This window comes from Halioxenophilus aromaticivorans (assembly GCF_042850945.1).
In the GTDB taxonomy this organism is placed as follows: domain Bacteria; phylum Pseudomonadota; class Gammaproteobacteria; order Pseudomonadales; family Cellvibrionaceae; genus Halioxenophilus; species Halioxenophilus aromaticivorans.
In genome coordinates this window covers 3,088,654-3,103,993 of the sequence record NZ_AP031496.1, presented here as the reverse complement: position 1 = coordinate 3,103,993, position 15,340 = coordinate 3,088,654, and the positions used below count along the sequence as shown (strand labels likewise).

The following is a 15,340-nucleotide window of genomic DNA, read 5'->3' as shown; positions in this document are numbered from 1 at the left end:
TAGTGAGTAGGGCGGATTAGCTACACTAGCCCAGGCCGTCATGCTCCTTTGGGCGACTGCGTAGAACAAACGGGTGTCCCGCCCATTTGTCATCGGGCCGTCAAGCTGTGTAGAGCCGCTGTGTGACTTCGTTAGATACAAAAAAGCCCCGACGAGTGCCGAGGCTTTAAGATAGTGGCGGACCGGACGGGACTCGAACCCGCGACCTCCGGCGTGACAGGCCGGCATTCTAACCAGCTGAACTACCGGTCCGCATGCTTGCATCCACTTTGATAGTGGTGGGTGGTACAGGGGTCGAACCTGTGACCTACGGCTTGTAAGGCCGTCGCTCTCCCAACTGAGCTAACCACCCTCGTCAAGAGCCGCGTATATTACGGATAATTTTTTCGGAGTCAACAAAAAATTCTTAAAAATCATAAAACTAGCGCTGGTTTAGGAAATACTTATCCGGCGCGGCTTTAGCCTAGCCAATGTTGTTAAGCTTGCTATAATTCGCTCCTTTTACGCTACTTTGGTGCAAGCTTGCGCCTAAAAATAGTGGCATGAGTGACTGGTGGAGGTTGCATGTACAAAGCTTCGGCAAGACGGTATTGCTTCCGGTTGGTGGGAACAGTCCTGGTTTCGGTTTTGCTGATGGCTGGGGCAGCCCAGGCTGTGGTGGATGTGCGTGAATTTAAATCAGAACAAGAAGAGCAGCGCTATCACACTCTTATAGAAGAGCTGCGATGCCCAAAGTGTCAAAATCAGAATCTCAATGGCTCTGACTCGCAAATTGCGGCGGATTTGCGCCGTGAATTGTATCGAATGATCAATGAGGGCCAGTCTAACGGCGACATCAAGACGTTTATGGTGGATCGTTACGGCGACTACATACTCTACCGGCCACGCTTAAGCGCCGGAACCTTCGTTCTGTGGTTTGGACCCGCCATTCTCCTGCTGCTAGGGGTGGTTGTGCTGGTTTGGATCGTGCGCAGGCGGGCCGTGGGGGCCAGTGCTGCCGCGCCAGCAATGAGTGAGCAGGAACAGCGCGATTTAAAAGCCATGCTAGCCAAAACCCAGTAGAACGGAAGTACTTGAATGACAATAATGTGGGCCTGTTTCCTCGTTTTAAGTGCAATTGCTGTGCTTTTTTCGATATGGCCATTTCTTAAAAACCAAACTCGGGCTATTGACAGCGAGTACAGTCGCTCCGCTGCCAACACTGAGCTCTACAAAACGCATTTGGCCGATTTAGAGGCCAGCTTCAGCCAGGGTGATATTGAACCCGAGGTATACGATCAGCTGAAGGCTGAGTTAGGTCGCTCTCTATTAGAAGATAACACTACTGGAGATGAGTCCATTGCTCCAGCCAAGGGTGCCAAACCGGTTTTATGGTTGCTTGTAGCGCTGGTTCCTCTTGTAAGCTTGGTTTATTACTACGAGCGTGGGCCGCATCTGGAGTTGAATCTGCGGCAGCTGATTATTGAGCAGAATCGCTTAGCCCAGGCTAATTCTCAGACCTTGTCCTCGGAAGAGATTGAACTAACCCAGGAAGTCACCGAGCAACTGCGGGCTTTGATCGCTAAAGACCCCGAAAATCTCAGCAATTACTATCTATTAGCGCGTAATTTGGTCACTTTGCAGGATTTTTCTGGCGCGATTTCAGCCTACCAGGAGATTCTGTCTCGTGATCCGAAACAGCCCCAGATATTGGCGGAGTTTGGTCAGACTTTGTTTATGGCCTCTGGTTCACAGATGCTTCCTCAGGTGAAAACCCTGGCCGATAGTGCGCTGGCACTGGATGGCAACAACACCTTGGCGTTGAGCTTGGCGGGCATCACCAGTTATGAAACCCAAGAGCACCAGGCCGCGCTGGAGTACTGGCAAAAAGCGGTAGGTTTGATGGGGCCGAACAATCCGGAGGCTGGCCCGTTACTGGCAGGAATCGACAACATCAACACCATTTTGCGCCACTCAGGCGGTTCGGCTCAGTCAAACGCAACTACTGCTGATGGCACAGGAGAGGCCAGCGCCGGCGATGGCACGGTCGCTGATGTGAGTGTCACGGTTCGAGTGAGTTTGTCACCACAAGTGGAATATTCGCCAAACCAAACTGTCTTTGTTTACGCTAGGGCATGGCAGGGCCCTAAGATGCCTTTGGCCATTCAAAAGTTGACCGCTGCGGATCTGCCGGTGGAGATAACCTTGTCTGAGTCTATGTCGATGATGGACGGTATGACCATCGCCAGCGTAGGTGATATTGAATTGGTGGCGAGGCTGAGTACAGATGGCAGCCCGACCACCAAGCCCGGTGATTGGCAGGCTAGCGTTGGGCCTGTGAAACAAGCAGCGTTTGACCAAGTCTACACCTTAGAAATTGCAACCCAAGTAGAATAGTCGCTAGGTATATGAGGCATCCATCCTCGCGGTACAACAAACAAAAATGCGGCTATTTGCCGGCAAAATTGAGCGAAAAGTTAATATATGCGGCTAAAGTGCATTAAGCTTGCGGGTTTTAAGTCATTTGTTGACCCCACCACGGTTTACTTCCCAAGTAATCTCTGTGCGGTGGTTGGCCCTAATGGCTGTGGTAAGTCCAATATTATCGATGCTGTACGCTGGGTAATGGGGGAATCCTCAGCCAAAAACCTGCGTGGAGAATCCATGACCGACGTTATTTTTAACGGGTCTGGAAATCGAAAGCCCATCGGCCAAGCCAGTATTGAGCTGGTTTTTGACAACAGCGATGGCACCATCGTAGGTGAGTTTGCCAGCTACAACGAAATCTCTGTTCGCCGCAAGGTCACCCGGGATAGTCAAAACCACTATTACCTAAACGGCAACCGCTGCCGTCGTCGCGATATTACCGATATCTTCCTGGGCACCGGCCTAGGGCCTCGCAGTTATGCCATCATCGAGCAGGGCATGATCTCCCGGTTGATTGAATCAAAACCAGAAGAACTGCGGGTTTACGTAGAAGAAGCGGCTGGTATTTCCAAGTACAAAGAGCGCCGCCGCGACACTGAAAATCGCATGCGACGTACCCAAGAAAACCTTGAGCGTCTAACCGATATTCGTGAAGAGCTGGATAGGCAGCTGTCTCGTTTAGAGCGTCAGGCCCAAGCAGCCGAACGCTACTCCCAGTACAAGGAGCTGGAGCGCCAAGTGAAATCCTGGTTGCAGGCCCTGCGCTATAAGAAGCTGGATGAACAAGCCGGCCTAAAAAGCGCCGAAATCACGGAGCTAGAGCTCAAGGTAGAGAGCTTCGTCACCGAACAGGTGAGTAACGATACCGAGATCGAACGTCTACGCGTGCAGCACACCGAGGCAGGCGAGGGCTTCAATGAGGTGCAAAGCCGGTTCTATGCTCTAGGTAACGATATCACCCGCATTGAACAAAACATCCACCATAACGAAGAGCGCAAACGCCAGTTACAGGTGGATTTCCAACAAGCTCAGCAGGAGTTTAAAGAAACCGAAGAGCTGCTGCAGATAGACAGCGAAAAAGCAGAGCAGCTGTTTGCCGAATTGCTCGAAATTGAGCCTGAGCTAGAAATGCTGCAGGTGGCGGAAGAGGAGTCCAGCGAGATTCTTATTAACGCCGAAGAAGGCATGCGTACCTGGCAAACACGCTGGGACGAGTTCAACCAAACCGCAGCCGAACCTCGCCAGAAGGCCGAGGTGCAGCAATCGCGCATACAGCATTTAGAGCAAGTGCAAACTCGCCTTAACCAGCGCATTGAGCGGCTGCGTCAAGAACAAGTTTCCCTAGGTTCGGTGGAAGGAGAAGAAGGACTTGCGCTGCTACAGGAGCAGTTGGCAGAGCTTGAATTAGTGGGCGAGCAATTGCGTGAGCTGGGCGACGCCAAAGCTGAATCGGTGATTGGCAAGCAGCAGCGAGTGGAAGAGCTGCGCAATCAACTCGATGATGTAAGAGGGCGCTTACAGACGCAAAAAGGCCGGCTAGCGTCATTGGAAGCATTACAGCAGGCGGCGCTCAGTGAGCAAAGTGATGTTGTCGACGCCTGGCTAGACCAACACGACTTGCGCAACTCCCCCAAATTGGCAGAGCAACTACAAGTTAGCGACGGCTGGGACAAAGCGGTAGAGACCGTGCTGGGTGGAGACTTACAAGCAGTAGCCACAGACCGCTTTGATGAGCTGGCACAAAGCTTGGGCTCCATCACCGAAGGCAGCGTTACATTACTCGACACAAATGCTTCAGTGGTGGCCGATGTTGACGACACACTGGCCAACTTCGTGTCCGGCGCTGGCGCGGCACAGTCGTTGTTGGCTTCCGTATTCGTTGCGGACTCGGTGGCTGCGGCATTGGCCAAGCGTGCGTCCTTGTCGGCGCACCAATCTGTCATCACATCGGATGGCTTATGGTTTGGCCCAGGCTGGGTGCGAGCACAAAAAGAGCAGAACGCTGCCGCCGGCGTGTTAGCGCGGCAACAAGAGTTGGAGGTGCTGGCCGCTCAGATCGAGCAAGATCAAGAGCAAGCAGAGGCACTTTCCGAAGAGCTTGAATCGACCCTGGCTGATCAGAAATCGCTGCAGGCCCAGCGAGAGGATGCTCGGCGAGAGCTCGACCAGCACAACCGCCAATTCAGCGAGCTGAGTTCTAAACTCAGCGCTCAGCGTGTGCAAATTGAGCAAACACTGGCCCGCCGTGAGCGGTTGGAAGCCGAAATTAACGAAGGGCTGACACAACAAAACCAAGAAGCGAAAAATCTAGCCGATGCCCGTGCCATCCTCGAAGACGCCATCGAGGCCATGGAAAACGACTCCGGCAAGCGAGATGAATTGCTAACGGAACGCGATAACATCCGTCAAACACTGGAAAACGCTCGCATTAAAGCCCGTGAAGACAAAGATCGTGCGCATCAGTTGGCCATCGCCAATCAGAGCTTAAAAACCCAAATCGACTCTATCCGTTCAGCGCTGACCCGTACCGAGCAACAGCATGCTCGTGCCAAAGAGCGACAGGCTTTATTACTGGAGAGTTTAGAGCAAACCCAGGATCCAGGCGACGATCAGAAATCCGAGTTAGAAGCATTACTGGAAAAACGCCTGAGCGTGGAAGCGGAACTAACTAAGGCTCGGACAGCGGTACAAGCAATTGAACATGGTTTGCGCGAGCTGGAGCAAAAACGCAGCAAAATTGAGCAAAGCACCAACGAGATTCGAACCAAATTGGAGGGCTCTCGCCTAAATGCGCGTGAGCTGGAAACCAAGCGGCAAAACGCCTTGGAGTTGCTGCAAAACGACGACTTCACTCTAGAGACGGTTTTGGAAGAGCTGGACCAAGACGCCACCGAAGACAGCTTAAGTGAAGAAATTACCAAGTTAGATGAGCGAATCAAACGCCTCGGTGCCATCAACCTGGCTGCGATTGACGAATACAAAGCAGAGTCTGAGCGAAAGCAATATTTGGATCGGCAGGATGCAGATCTACGTGAAGCCTTGGACATGCTGGAAAACGCCATTCGGCGCATCGACAAAGAAACTCGTACTCGATTCAAAGAAACATTTGATCAGGTGAATTCCGGGTTACAAGAGCTGTTTCCGAAAGTCTTCGGTGGTGGTCACGCCTATCTGGAACTCACCGGCGAGGATTTACTCGATACAGGTATCGCCATCATGGCGCGGCCACCGGGAAAACGAAATAGCACCATTCATTTGCTGTCAGGCGGAGAAAAAGCACTGACTGCCATTGCGTTGGTATTCAGTATTTTCCGGCTCAATCCGGCACCGTTCTGCATGCTGGATGAGGTTGACGCTCCACTGGATGACGCTAACGTCGGCCGTTACGCGCGTATGGTGGAAGAGATGAGCGAGCACGTGCAATTTATATACATTACCCACAATAAGGGTGCTATGGAGATGGCGCAAAACCTATTGGGGGTTACGATGCACGAGCCAGGCGTGTCTCGTATGGTAACAGTGGATGTAGAAGAAGCAGCGGAACTGGCAGCCAGCTAGTTCTGCCCGCTAACCAACTAAAAGAGAGGCTTTATGGAAGAGTTCGCCATGCGCGAGTGGCTCACCATTATCATTGGCATAGCAATATTGGCAGTGGTGTTAGACGGTATTCGTCGTATGCGCCACAGCCGCGCCGATTCAATTCGGTCATCCAGTAAGCAAGGCGATGATCATTACGAACCCCAAACCTACGGTAGCGAACTGCCCAAGGGTGGCGCTCGCGTGGTCAGTAAGCGCGACGAAAGCGAAGCCGAAAAACTGAACAATTCAGTTAAGGAAGCCTATGCAGCCAGCAAAACCACCAAGGGCTTCCGTATTCCCGAACAGGTCGCACTAAACCTTGATGAATCCGTTCCAATGCTCATGGACTCGGTAGCGGAACCCAAACACGAGCGCCGTCCTCTGCCCCAGGAGCCCTCACTCGGCAACCTAGATGACATCGGAGCTGACGCAGATAGCGACCCGGAGGTCACCGAATTCTACCAGGAAGAAACCAGCGCCGACGACGAGCCGACCATGTCATCCGACACCTGGGAAGATGACGAGGTAACGCAAGTTGATAAAGGGCAGCCTGTTAGCACCAGCGAGGTGACAACTGAGCCGCAGCAACTGGATTTGACTGAGCAAGACGATACGGACAGTGCTCCAGCCGGTACTACCGCTTCGGCCGAACCAAAGATCGATTACAGTCAAGCAGAATCTGTGATTGAGCCAGAAGAAGTTTTTGTCATTAACATTATGGCGCCGAAGGGATTCTACTTTGCCGGCAGCGATTTGTTGGATTTGGCCGTAGAAGCGGGTTTGCGCTTGGGTGAAATGAACATCTTCCATCGCCACCATCGTATGGATGGCAGTGGTCCCATCGTATTCAGTATGGCCAATATCGTAATGCCTGGAACCTTCCAATTAGAATCTATGCGAGATTTTAAAACGCCTGGCGTAAGTCTGTTTCTTACCCTGCCTTGCGATGCTCGCAGCATGGATGCCTTTGAATTGTTTTACGGCACCGCGGATTATTTAGCGGACAGCCTGGGCGGAGAATTAAAAGACGAACAACGCAACGTGTTAACGTCGCAGACGGTAGAGCATTACCGGCAACGCATCCGAGATTTTGAATTAAATCGATTAAAACATTGATTGAGCATTTTGCTTTTTCAGCCTAACAACACCGGCCTTGGTCGGTGTTGTGCTATTCGTTAGCCACTTTTATTTAAAAATTTTCAGTTAAACCTTTTGTTTGGACGCAACACCCATGGATAAATCTGCCATCGCACAACGTGTTGAGATGCTGCGCACGACGCTGGATCAGTACAGCTATCAATATTATGTGATGGACGACCCAAGTGTGCCCGATGCGCAGTACGACAAACTCTTTCAAGAGCTGAAGCAACTAGAGCAGGATCACCCAGAATTCGTCTCACCTGAATCGCCCACTCAAAGAGTAGGGGCAGCGCCGTTATCAGCCTTCGACAGCGTGCAGCACCGTATGCCCATGTTGTCCTTGGACAACGCCTTCAGCGACCAGGATTTACTGGATTTTGACCGCCGAATAAAAGAGCGTTTAAAGATCGACGATACGGTTGAGTACGCCTGTGAGCCCAAGCTAGATGGAATTGCCGTGAGTTTGATGTATGAGCACGGCATTTTGATCAGGGGGGCAACCCGAGGCGATGGCCAAACCGGCGAAGACATCACTCAAAATGTGAGAACCATTAAGTCTATTCCGCTTAAATTACGCGGCGAAGCAATCCCTGAGTTGCTGGAAGTGCGGGGCGAAATTTACATGCTCAAGCAAGGCTTTGATGCGATCAATGAACAAGCCCGCGCCGAGGGCGGTAAAGTATTTGTCAATCCGCGTAACGCCGCAGCCGGCAGCCTGCGAGTTCTCGACAGTAACATTACCGCAACTCGCCCGTTGGAAATGTGTGCCTACAGCGTTGGCGTTGTGGAAGGCGGCACGCTTCCCAACACCCACACTCGCGTACTGGAACAACTCAACCAATGGGGTTTTCGTATCAATCGATACATGGCGTCGGCCCAAGGTGCGCAGGAGTGTATTGACTACCACAGTAAATTGGGTGAGCAGCGTGATTATTTGCCCTACGACATCGACGGTATCGTTTTTAAGGTCAACTCCCTAGAACTGCAGCAACAGTTGGGTTTTGTCTCTAGGGCGCCGCGATGGGCTATCGCCTATAAATTCCCAGCCCAAGAGCAAATGACGGTGCTCAAAGGCGTTGAATTCCAAGTCGGCAGAACCGGCGCGGTAACCCCTGTGGCTAGGCTTGAACCGGTATTCGTGGGTGGCGTTACAGTGTCCAACGCAACCTTGCACAATCGAGATGAAATAGAACGGTTGGGCGTTATGGTTGGCGATAGCGTAGTGATTCGTCGGGCCGGCGACGTCATCCCCCAAGTCGTTTCCGTGGTAGCTGAAAAGCGACCCAAAAACGCCGCAGAAATTCTTTTCCCGGCCAGTTGCCCGGTGTGTGACTCACCGGTAGAAACCACGCCGGGTGAGGCCGTTGCGCGCTGCACCGGCGGTCTGGTTTGCCCCGCCCAACGCAAAGAATCCATTAAGCACTACGCGTCTCGCAAAGCCATGGATATCGAAGGCCTCGGTGATAAATTGGTCGAGGCATTGGTTGATAAAGGCCTGATTAAAAGCGTTGAAGACCTCTATGGGTTGACCACCGATGATGTTGCGGGCTTAGAGCGCATGGGTGCAAAATCCGCGCAGAATTTAGTAACCGCCATCGAACGCAGTAAACAAACCACCCTGGCTAAATTAATTTATTCGCTGGGCATCCGAGAGGTGGGGGAGGCTACTTCGCGCAGTTTGGAAGCCGCATTGGGCACCCTAGATGCGCTGATCACGGCGGATGAAGAAAGCTTGCAATCTATTCCCGACATCGGCCCGGTGGTGGCACATTTTATCGCTGAATGGTTCGCGCAAAAGGATCACCTTGCGTTGGTGGCTGCCTTAAAAGACGCCGGCGTTACCTGGAGTGAATCCGAGCCCAAACAGCCCGAAGAATTACCCTTGGCTGGATTAACCTATGTGGTTACTGGCTCATTGGAATCTTACAGCCGCGATGAAGCAAAGGCGCATTTACAATCCTTGGGTGCCAAGGTGGCGGGCAGTGTTTCAAAGAAAACACATTGTGTTGTGGCCGGCCCTGGTGCGGGTTCAAAACTCACCAAAGCTCAAGATTTGGGCGTTGAGGTCATTGATGAAGAGCAATTTATTGCTTTTCTTAAGCAACACGGTATCGGCTAGGCTGCGTCCTGGTTATCCAGCAGTTCACACCTTAGGGGAATAGTTTGAATTACGAATCTTTGGTTTATGGCTTTATTATCGATGAGTGTGAGGGCGATGCCGACCGAATTCAGACCAACCGACAGGCCATGCTAGCCTTGCCGTCAGTGCAGGAGTGGCCTTTTTTATCACAGGAAATGTTTTCGTTGCCCGACGATAACACCATCAACTTCAGCCAAGTCGTGCATTTCGGAGCCTCCTATAAAGGTATTGAGTACGAGTGGGAGAGTTGGATCAGTCACTTCGAGAAGCTCCTGCAACGCATGTACTGGGTCTCTGCTAAGGTTCACTTGGATACGGTCATATCCGGCACCCACACATTTACTTGGGAAACTGATGGCGCATTTCATGTGCCTGGCAGTGACGATATCCGAGTCCAATGTGAGTGGTCCAGAGAGGGCAGTTTGTAATGCTGAGTTTGGGCTGTAAAGGGCAATCCTATGTTGTTTAATCGTAAACTAAAACGCCGCAGCACCGTCATTGTGGGCGTTATCGCAGGTTTGTCGTTTTTGGCGTTGGCGATCTATGGCTGGGGTGTGCCGGCGGCTGAAGTGGCGTCATTTCTCGTTATATGCATCGCTTTTTTAGCACTAATCTTAATATCCGCCGGGGCTATTGGCTTTATTTTGATCCTTATCAGGAAGGCCAAAAAAGACCATTCTCAATGACAAAAGCGCCAACGCCCAAGCCAACGTTCCCGCGCAATGACATTTTGGCTTACTAAGCGTTACTTTTACGCAAATACTGGTCATCCCTGCAAGCGATGTCCCATATCAAGGGTGCTAGAATTTCTAGTAATGATGACCTGTTCCTTAATTGAAACTTTACAGTGTCGTTTGAATCACAAACCGACAGGCGCAGTGTTGCGTACAATACAATGGGTTCCGGCGTCATCAGCAACATTAACGACAATGACAAACATCCGTAGCTAGAGCAGCGGAATGTAAAATGTTAGAGAGGAAGCAATGGCAGATTATCGTGCACCACTTAAAGACATCAATTTTGCACTGTTTGACGTGCTCAAATACGCCGATCACTACGCCAAAAATCAATTGGACATGATCGACCAAGAAACCACTGAGTCGGTCATCGAGCAAGCCGCGAAATTCGCTGAAAATGTATTAGTGCCCTTAAACGCTGTTGGCGACCAAGAAGGTTGTAAATGGGACGATGGTGTCGTCACAACGCCGACCGGCTTTAAAGAAGCGTATCAGCAGTTTATTGAAGCTGGTTGGCCATCCATGACTCATCACGAAGAATTCGGCGGGCAGGGTCTACCCAGCTCTTTGGGTACCGTGCTCAATGAAATCGTGGGCAGCGCCAACTGGGCTTGGGGTATGTATCCGGGCCTGTCCCATGGCTGTATGGAGACACTGTTTACCCATGGCACAGACGAGCAAAAAGCCACCTATTTACCACCTTTAGTTTCGGGGCAGTGGACCGGCACCATGTGTTTAACAGAGCCTCACTGTGGCACTGACTTGGGCATGTTGCGTACCAAAGCTGAGCCTCAGGCTGACGGCTCCTACAGCCTTACTGGCACCAAGATATTCATTTCTGCCGGCGAGCACGACATGTCCGATAACATCGTGCATATCGTCTTGGCGCGATTGCCCGATGCACCGGCCGGCACTAAAGGCATTTCACTCTTTATAGTGCCTAAGTTTTTGGCTAAAGAAGACGGTCAGGTGGGCGAGCGCAATGCGGTCAATTGCGGCGCCCTGGAAGAAAAAATGGGCATCCACGGCAACGCCACCTGTGTGTTGAATTTCGACGGTGCCACCGGCTATCTCATCGGCCAGGCTAATAAAGGTCTCGCTTGCATGTTCACCTTTATGAACACCGCTCGCCTGGGTACCGCATTACAAGGTTTGGCGCACACGGAACTGGGCTACCAAAAGTCTTTGGACTACGCTCGTGAGCGTTTACAAATGCGCTCGTTAACGGGGGCCAAAAACCCAGAGGGGCCAGCCGACCCGATTATCGTTCACCCCGATGTACGTCGCATGCTGCTTACACAAAAGGCGCTGGCTGAGGGCGGTAGAATGCTGGCTTATTTCGCGGCGCAGCAATTGGATGTGACTAAGTACAGTACTGACGACGCCGCCAAAGCTCACGCTGATCAGCTACTGAGCTTATTAACGCCCATCGCCAAAGCCTTTATGACCGAAACTGGCTTTGAGGCTTCGAGCCTTGCGATGCAGTGTTTTGGTGGCCACGGGTACATCCGCGAATGGGGCGTAGAACAAAACATGCGCGATAGTCGCATTGCTATGCTCTATGAGGGTACCACCGGCGTTCAGGCATTGGATTTACTTGGCCGCAAAGTATTGGGCACCCAGGGAGAAACCCTGAAGGTGTTTACCAAACTGATTTACAAGTTCTGCCAAGCTAACGTTGACAACGAGAGCTTGAAAGAATTTGTTGAGCCGCTGACTAGCCACAACAAAGAGTGGGGTGAGCTAACCATGCACATTGGGCTCACAGCATTGGAAAACGCTGACGAGGTGGGCGCGGCGTCGGTGGATTACTTGATGTACTCCGGCTACATTGCGTTGGCCTACTTCTGGGCGTTAGCGGCGGAAACCGCACAGCAGAAGCTGGACAGTGGCGATGGTGATGCGGATTTCTATAAAGCTAAACTAGCGACTGCGCAGTTTTACTTCCAGCGCATCTTGCCGCGCACGCGCACCCATCACGATTGTATAAAGTCAGGCGTTGGCAATCTGATGGCGCTGAGCAGTGATCAATTCAGCTTTTAATACTTTTTGCGGCCTCTGATGAGGCCGCGTTTTTAACAGCGAAGCACTGCGCACAAGAGCACTAGGCCTACTATAAAAACAACAGGAATCCCCCATGGCAAAAGCCGTAAATCTTTGTGATCTATTTGATCAAACTTGCAAAAAATACAGCCAACTACCCGCGTTTACATGCATGGGGCAAACTTTGACGTTTGCCGAAGTCGACACCTACACAACTCAGTTTGCCAGCTATCTACAGAATCACACCAACCTAAAGCCCGGTGATCGTATTGCTATTCAAATGCCTAACTTGCTGCAATATCCCATTGCAGTGTATGGCGCCTTAAAAGCTGGACTGATCGTCGTCAACACTAATCCTCTTTACACCGATAGAGAAATAAAGCACCAACTAAACGATTCCGGCGCTAAAGCACTGTTAGTGTTGGCAAACATCGCCAAAGAAGCCAACGAAGTCGTTAAAGATACGCCGGTGGAAACCGTCATCGTTACTGAGGTTGCCGATCTGCATCCGTTTTTAAAGCGCCATTTACTAAATTTTGTGGTTAAGCGCATTAAGAAAATGGTGCCCGAGGTGAACTTTGAAAACCGCGTCTCGTTCACGGATGCCTTAAAACTTGGCGCGGCGAGTACTTTTAAGCCGGGGGTTACTAACCCAGAAGACATTGCCATTTTGCAATACACCGGGGGCACAACCGGCGTCGCCAAAGGCGCCATGCTTAGCCATCGCAATTTGATCGCCAACCGCGGGCAAATCGTCGATCACTTGGAAGAAGTGATGAAAGAGGGCGAGGAGATCTACATCGCGCCCTTACCGCTTTATCACATCTACGCATTTAATTTCCATTGCGTGTCTTTGTTCAGCCGAGGCTCATTGAATATTCTGATTCCTAATCCAAGAGATCTTCCCGCCTTGCTGGGCGCGATTAAAAAGGTTCGTTTCACCGGCTTTGTGGGTTTGGATACATTATTTAAAGCACTGTGCAACAACGAGCAGTTTAAGTCTCTGGATTTTTCTGCATTGCGAACCACCTCTTCCGGCGGTATGGCGCTGACACGAGATACCGCAGAGTTGTGGCAAAAGATTACCGGTGTCACACCTAACGAAGGTTATGGCCTTACCGAAACGTCACCGGTGGTCAGTGCCAACTACGCTAATGCCATTAAGCCTGGCACTGTGGGCGTAGCCTTACCCCACACTGAAGTTAAAACCGTGGATGAAAATGGCCAAGCAACCGCCATTGACGAGCCCGGTGAATTGTTGGTTCGTGGCCCCCAGGTGATGGAAGGATACTGGCAGCGGCCGGAAGAAACGGCCAAAAATATCGACGCCGAAGGTTGGTTTGCAACAGGCGACATCGCAACTATCGATGAAGCAGGCTATATTCGTATAGTGGATAGAAAAAAAGACATGATTTTGGTGTCTGGATTTAACGTCTATCCGGCGGAAGTTGAGGATGTTATCGTGTCCCATCCCAAGGTATTAGAAGCGGCTGTTATTGGCGTTCCTGATGCAAGAAGTGGTGAGGCCGTTAAGGTTTTTGTGGTTAAGAAAGACGCAACACTCACCGACAAAGACGTTATCAGCTATGCACGCGATAACCTCACAGCATATAAAGTGCCTAAGAAAGTCGAGTTTTGTGAAGATCTACCAAAGTCCAACGTGGGTAAAGTATTACGCAAAGAGTTGCGTAGCCAATAGTAGTGCCGGAGGCGCGCCCACCGGCGTTTACCTCCATATCCAGGCGTTGCGTTTGTGACGGCTGCACTGGTTCTTTCGGGTGGCGGCGCCAGAGCCGCCTACCAAGCTGGAGTTTTGGCGGCGGTTGCTGATATCGTACCAGAGCAGCAACAAAGCCTGTTTCCTATCGTCTGCGGTACCTCTGCAGGTGCCATCAACGCATTAGCACTTACCTCACACCCTGGCAGTTTTACGGCGGCCAGTAATAACCTAAGCTCACTCTGGCGCAACCTTACAATCGATCAAGTGATTCGTACCCATTGGTGGGATCTGGTCAAAGGTGCGGGGCGGGTAGTGGGTTCGTTCTTCAACCATGGTGCTGGCCGCGAGCGGCCTCTGTCGCTGTTGGATAATTCGCCGCTACGTAAACTGCTAAGCGATAATATTCACTTTGAGAATCTACCCGAGGCGATAGCGTCTGGTCGTTTGAGGGCGGTTTCGGTTACCGCGATGGCCTACAGTAATGGCGAGTCTGTCAGTTTCTTCCAGGCTAATTCAGAGGTAGAAGATTGGCGTAAATATCACCGGGTCGGCGTAGGCGCGCAATTAACCCTAGATCACCTAATGGCATCCTCGGCGCTGCCAGGAATTTTTCCAACCGTTAAAATTGGCCGTGAGTATTATGGCGACGGTGCCATTCGGCAGTTGTCGCCGTTAAGCACTGCCTTACATCTAGGGGCGGATAGAATTTTCGTGATTGGCGTTAGTAATAACCGTAATCCGGCCCACTGGGGGCGGCGCACGGTGGTTCGCAATTCGCCATCCATAGGCCAGGTGCTTGGCCATCTTTTGAACAGTGCGTTTTTGGATTCTTTGGATTCTGATTTAGAACACCTCGAAACCGTCAATGAAATTTTGAACAACTATGATGGTACTGAAGCCGAAGCAAAACCCGCTTTCTCAAGAATTGAAACCTTGGTGATATCTCCATCACAACCTTTGGATAAAATTGCTGGCCGATGTGTAAGATATTTGCCTAACCCAATGCGCCTCTTTATGCGTTCTACGGGCTCTACTGCCAAGGCCGGCGGTGCGACTATGGCGAGCTATCTGTTGTTTACCGAACAATTTTGCAGCCGATTGATTGACCTTGGTTACCAAGATGCCATGTGGGATAAAGACGCGATACTGCGTTTTTTTGAACAGCGGCAGGAAAGCGATGTAGCTTAGAAACTTTCTCCGAGCTCTTGCATTAAGATTTTTTTCCACCCTATGAAGGTTGTGTCCTCACTTTCGAGCAGTTTCAAGCCCGCCGTATAACCACCCTGTGCAAGCGCATCGCACCACATAATTTCAGCGATTAAATTGTAGCGTTGTGCTGGCGCAGCCAAGCATTCCACAACCACTGTCACCTCATGAATGTAGCCTGCCTGCAGCAACGAGTTTGTCTCTATTTTTAAACCGTCACTCGATACATCAAGGCAGCGAGCTATGGCAAATTCAGCGGCGTCTCCAGCTGGAGTCTCCGCCGCGAGTTTCAGCAAAACAGTGTATTTCCTATTTAAACGCAGCTCACTACGCTGTTCCATATTGAAGACCTAGTCTGGTTACAGGGTT

11 protein-coding genes and 2 tRNA genes are annotated in these 15,340 nt (G+C 51.2%); 10 read left to right on the top strand and 3 right to left on the bottom strand.

Features of this window, described 5'->3' with window-relative positions:
* Positions 1-175 precede the first annotated feature (175 nt).
* Positions 176-252: transfer RNA gene (locus tag ACGHM3_RS13530), tRNA-Asp, on the bottom strand.
* 24 nt (positions 253-276) lie between these two features.
* Positions 277-352, bottom strand: a tRNA-Val gene (locus ACGHM3_RS13525).
* Between the two features lie 212 nt (positions 353-564).
* On the opposite strand from ACGHM3_RS13525, the gene ACGHM3_RS13520 reads away from it, so the two are divergent.
* The 10 genes from ACGHM3_RS13520 (at position 565) to ACGHM3_RS13475 (ending at position 14,953) form a co-directional block, all read left to right on the top strand.
* Positions 565-1,062, top strand: a complete 498-nt coding sequence (locus ACGHM3_RS13520) for a cytochrome c-type biogenesis protein (protein ID WP_345415580.1) — start codon at positions 565-567, stop codon at positions 1,060-1,062.
* A 15-nt stretch (positions 1,063-1,077) separates the two neighbouring features.
* Positions 1,078-2,376 (top strand): c-type cytochrome biogenesis protein CcmI, encoded by a 1,299-nt coding sequence (gene ccmI / locus ACGHM3_RS13515; protein WP_390517075.1) that lies wholly within the window; start codon positions 1,078-1,080, stop codon positions 2,374-2,376.
* A gap of 87 nt (positions 2,377-2,463) precedes the next feature.
* On the top strand, positions 2,464-5,964 hold the full coding sequence (gene smc / locus ACGHM3_RS13510) for a chromosome segregation protein SMC (RefSeq protein WP_345415583.1): 3,501 nt from the start codon (positions 2,464-2,466) through the stop codon (positions 5,962-5,964).
* Between the two features lie 33 nt (positions 5,965-5,997).
* A complete protein-coding gene (gene zipA / locus ACGHM3_RS13505) occupies positions 5,998-7,101 on the top strand; it encodes a cell division protein ZipA (protein ID WP_345415587.1) in 1,104 nt (367 codons plus the stop codon).
* Positions 7,102-7,216: 115 nt separating this feature from the next.
* Positions 7,217-9,244, top strand: coding sequence for an NAD-dependent DNA ligase LigA (ligA, locus tag ACGHM3_RS13500; RefSeq protein ID WP_345415590.1), 2,028 nt, complete (start codon positions 7,217-7,219; stop codon positions 9,242-9,244).
* Between the two features lie 44 nt (positions 9,245-9,288).
* Positions 9,289-9,693 carry a hypothetical protein gene (locus ACGHM3_RS13495; protein ID WP_345415593.1) on the top strand — a complete coding sequence of 135 codons (405 nt, stop codon included), beginning with the start codon at positions 9,289-9,291 and terminating at the stop codon, positions 9,691-9,693.
* 30 nt (positions 9,694-9,723) lie between these two features.
* Positions 9,724-9,951, top strand: coding sequence for a hypothetical protein (locus ACGHM3_RS13490; RefSeq protein ID WP_345415596.1), 228 nt, complete (start codon positions 9,724-9,726; stop codon positions 9,949-9,951).
* Positions 9,952-10,248: 297 nt separating this feature from the next.
* The gene (locus ACGHM3_RS13485; RefSeq protein ID WP_345415599.1) at positions 10,249-12,045 is read left to right on the top strand and encodes an acyl-CoA dehydrogenase C-terminal domain-containing protein; all 1,797 of its coding nucleotides are present in this window, start codon (positions 10,249-10,251) and stop codon (positions 12,043-12,045) included.
* 94 nt (positions 12,046-12,139) lie between these two features.
* Entirely contained in the window at positions 12,140-13,744 is a 1,605-nt protein-coding gene (locus tag ACGHM3_RS13480; RefSeq protein WP_345415602.1) for an AMP-binding protein, read from the top strand.
* Between the two features lie 54 nt (positions 13,745-13,798).
* Positions 13,799-14,953: a patatin-like phospholipase family protein gene (locus tag ACGHM3_RS13475; protein WP_345415605.1), complete on the top strand. Its 1,155-nt coding sequence runs from the start codon at positions 13,799-13,801 to the stop codon at positions 14,951-14,953.
* Here the strand turns inward: ACGHM3_RS13475 and ACGHM3_RS13470 are convergent.
* Complete coding sequence (locus ACGHM3_RS13470) at positions 14,950-15,312, bottom strand: PilZ domain-containing protein (RefSeq protein ID WP_345415608.1); 363 nt, start codon at positions 15,310-15,312, stop codon at positions 14,950-14,952. The two genes, ACGHM3_RS13475 and ACGHM3_RS13470, sit on opposite strands and share 4 nt — an antisense overlap.
* Between the last annotated feature and the right edge of the window lie 28 nt (positions 15,313-15,340).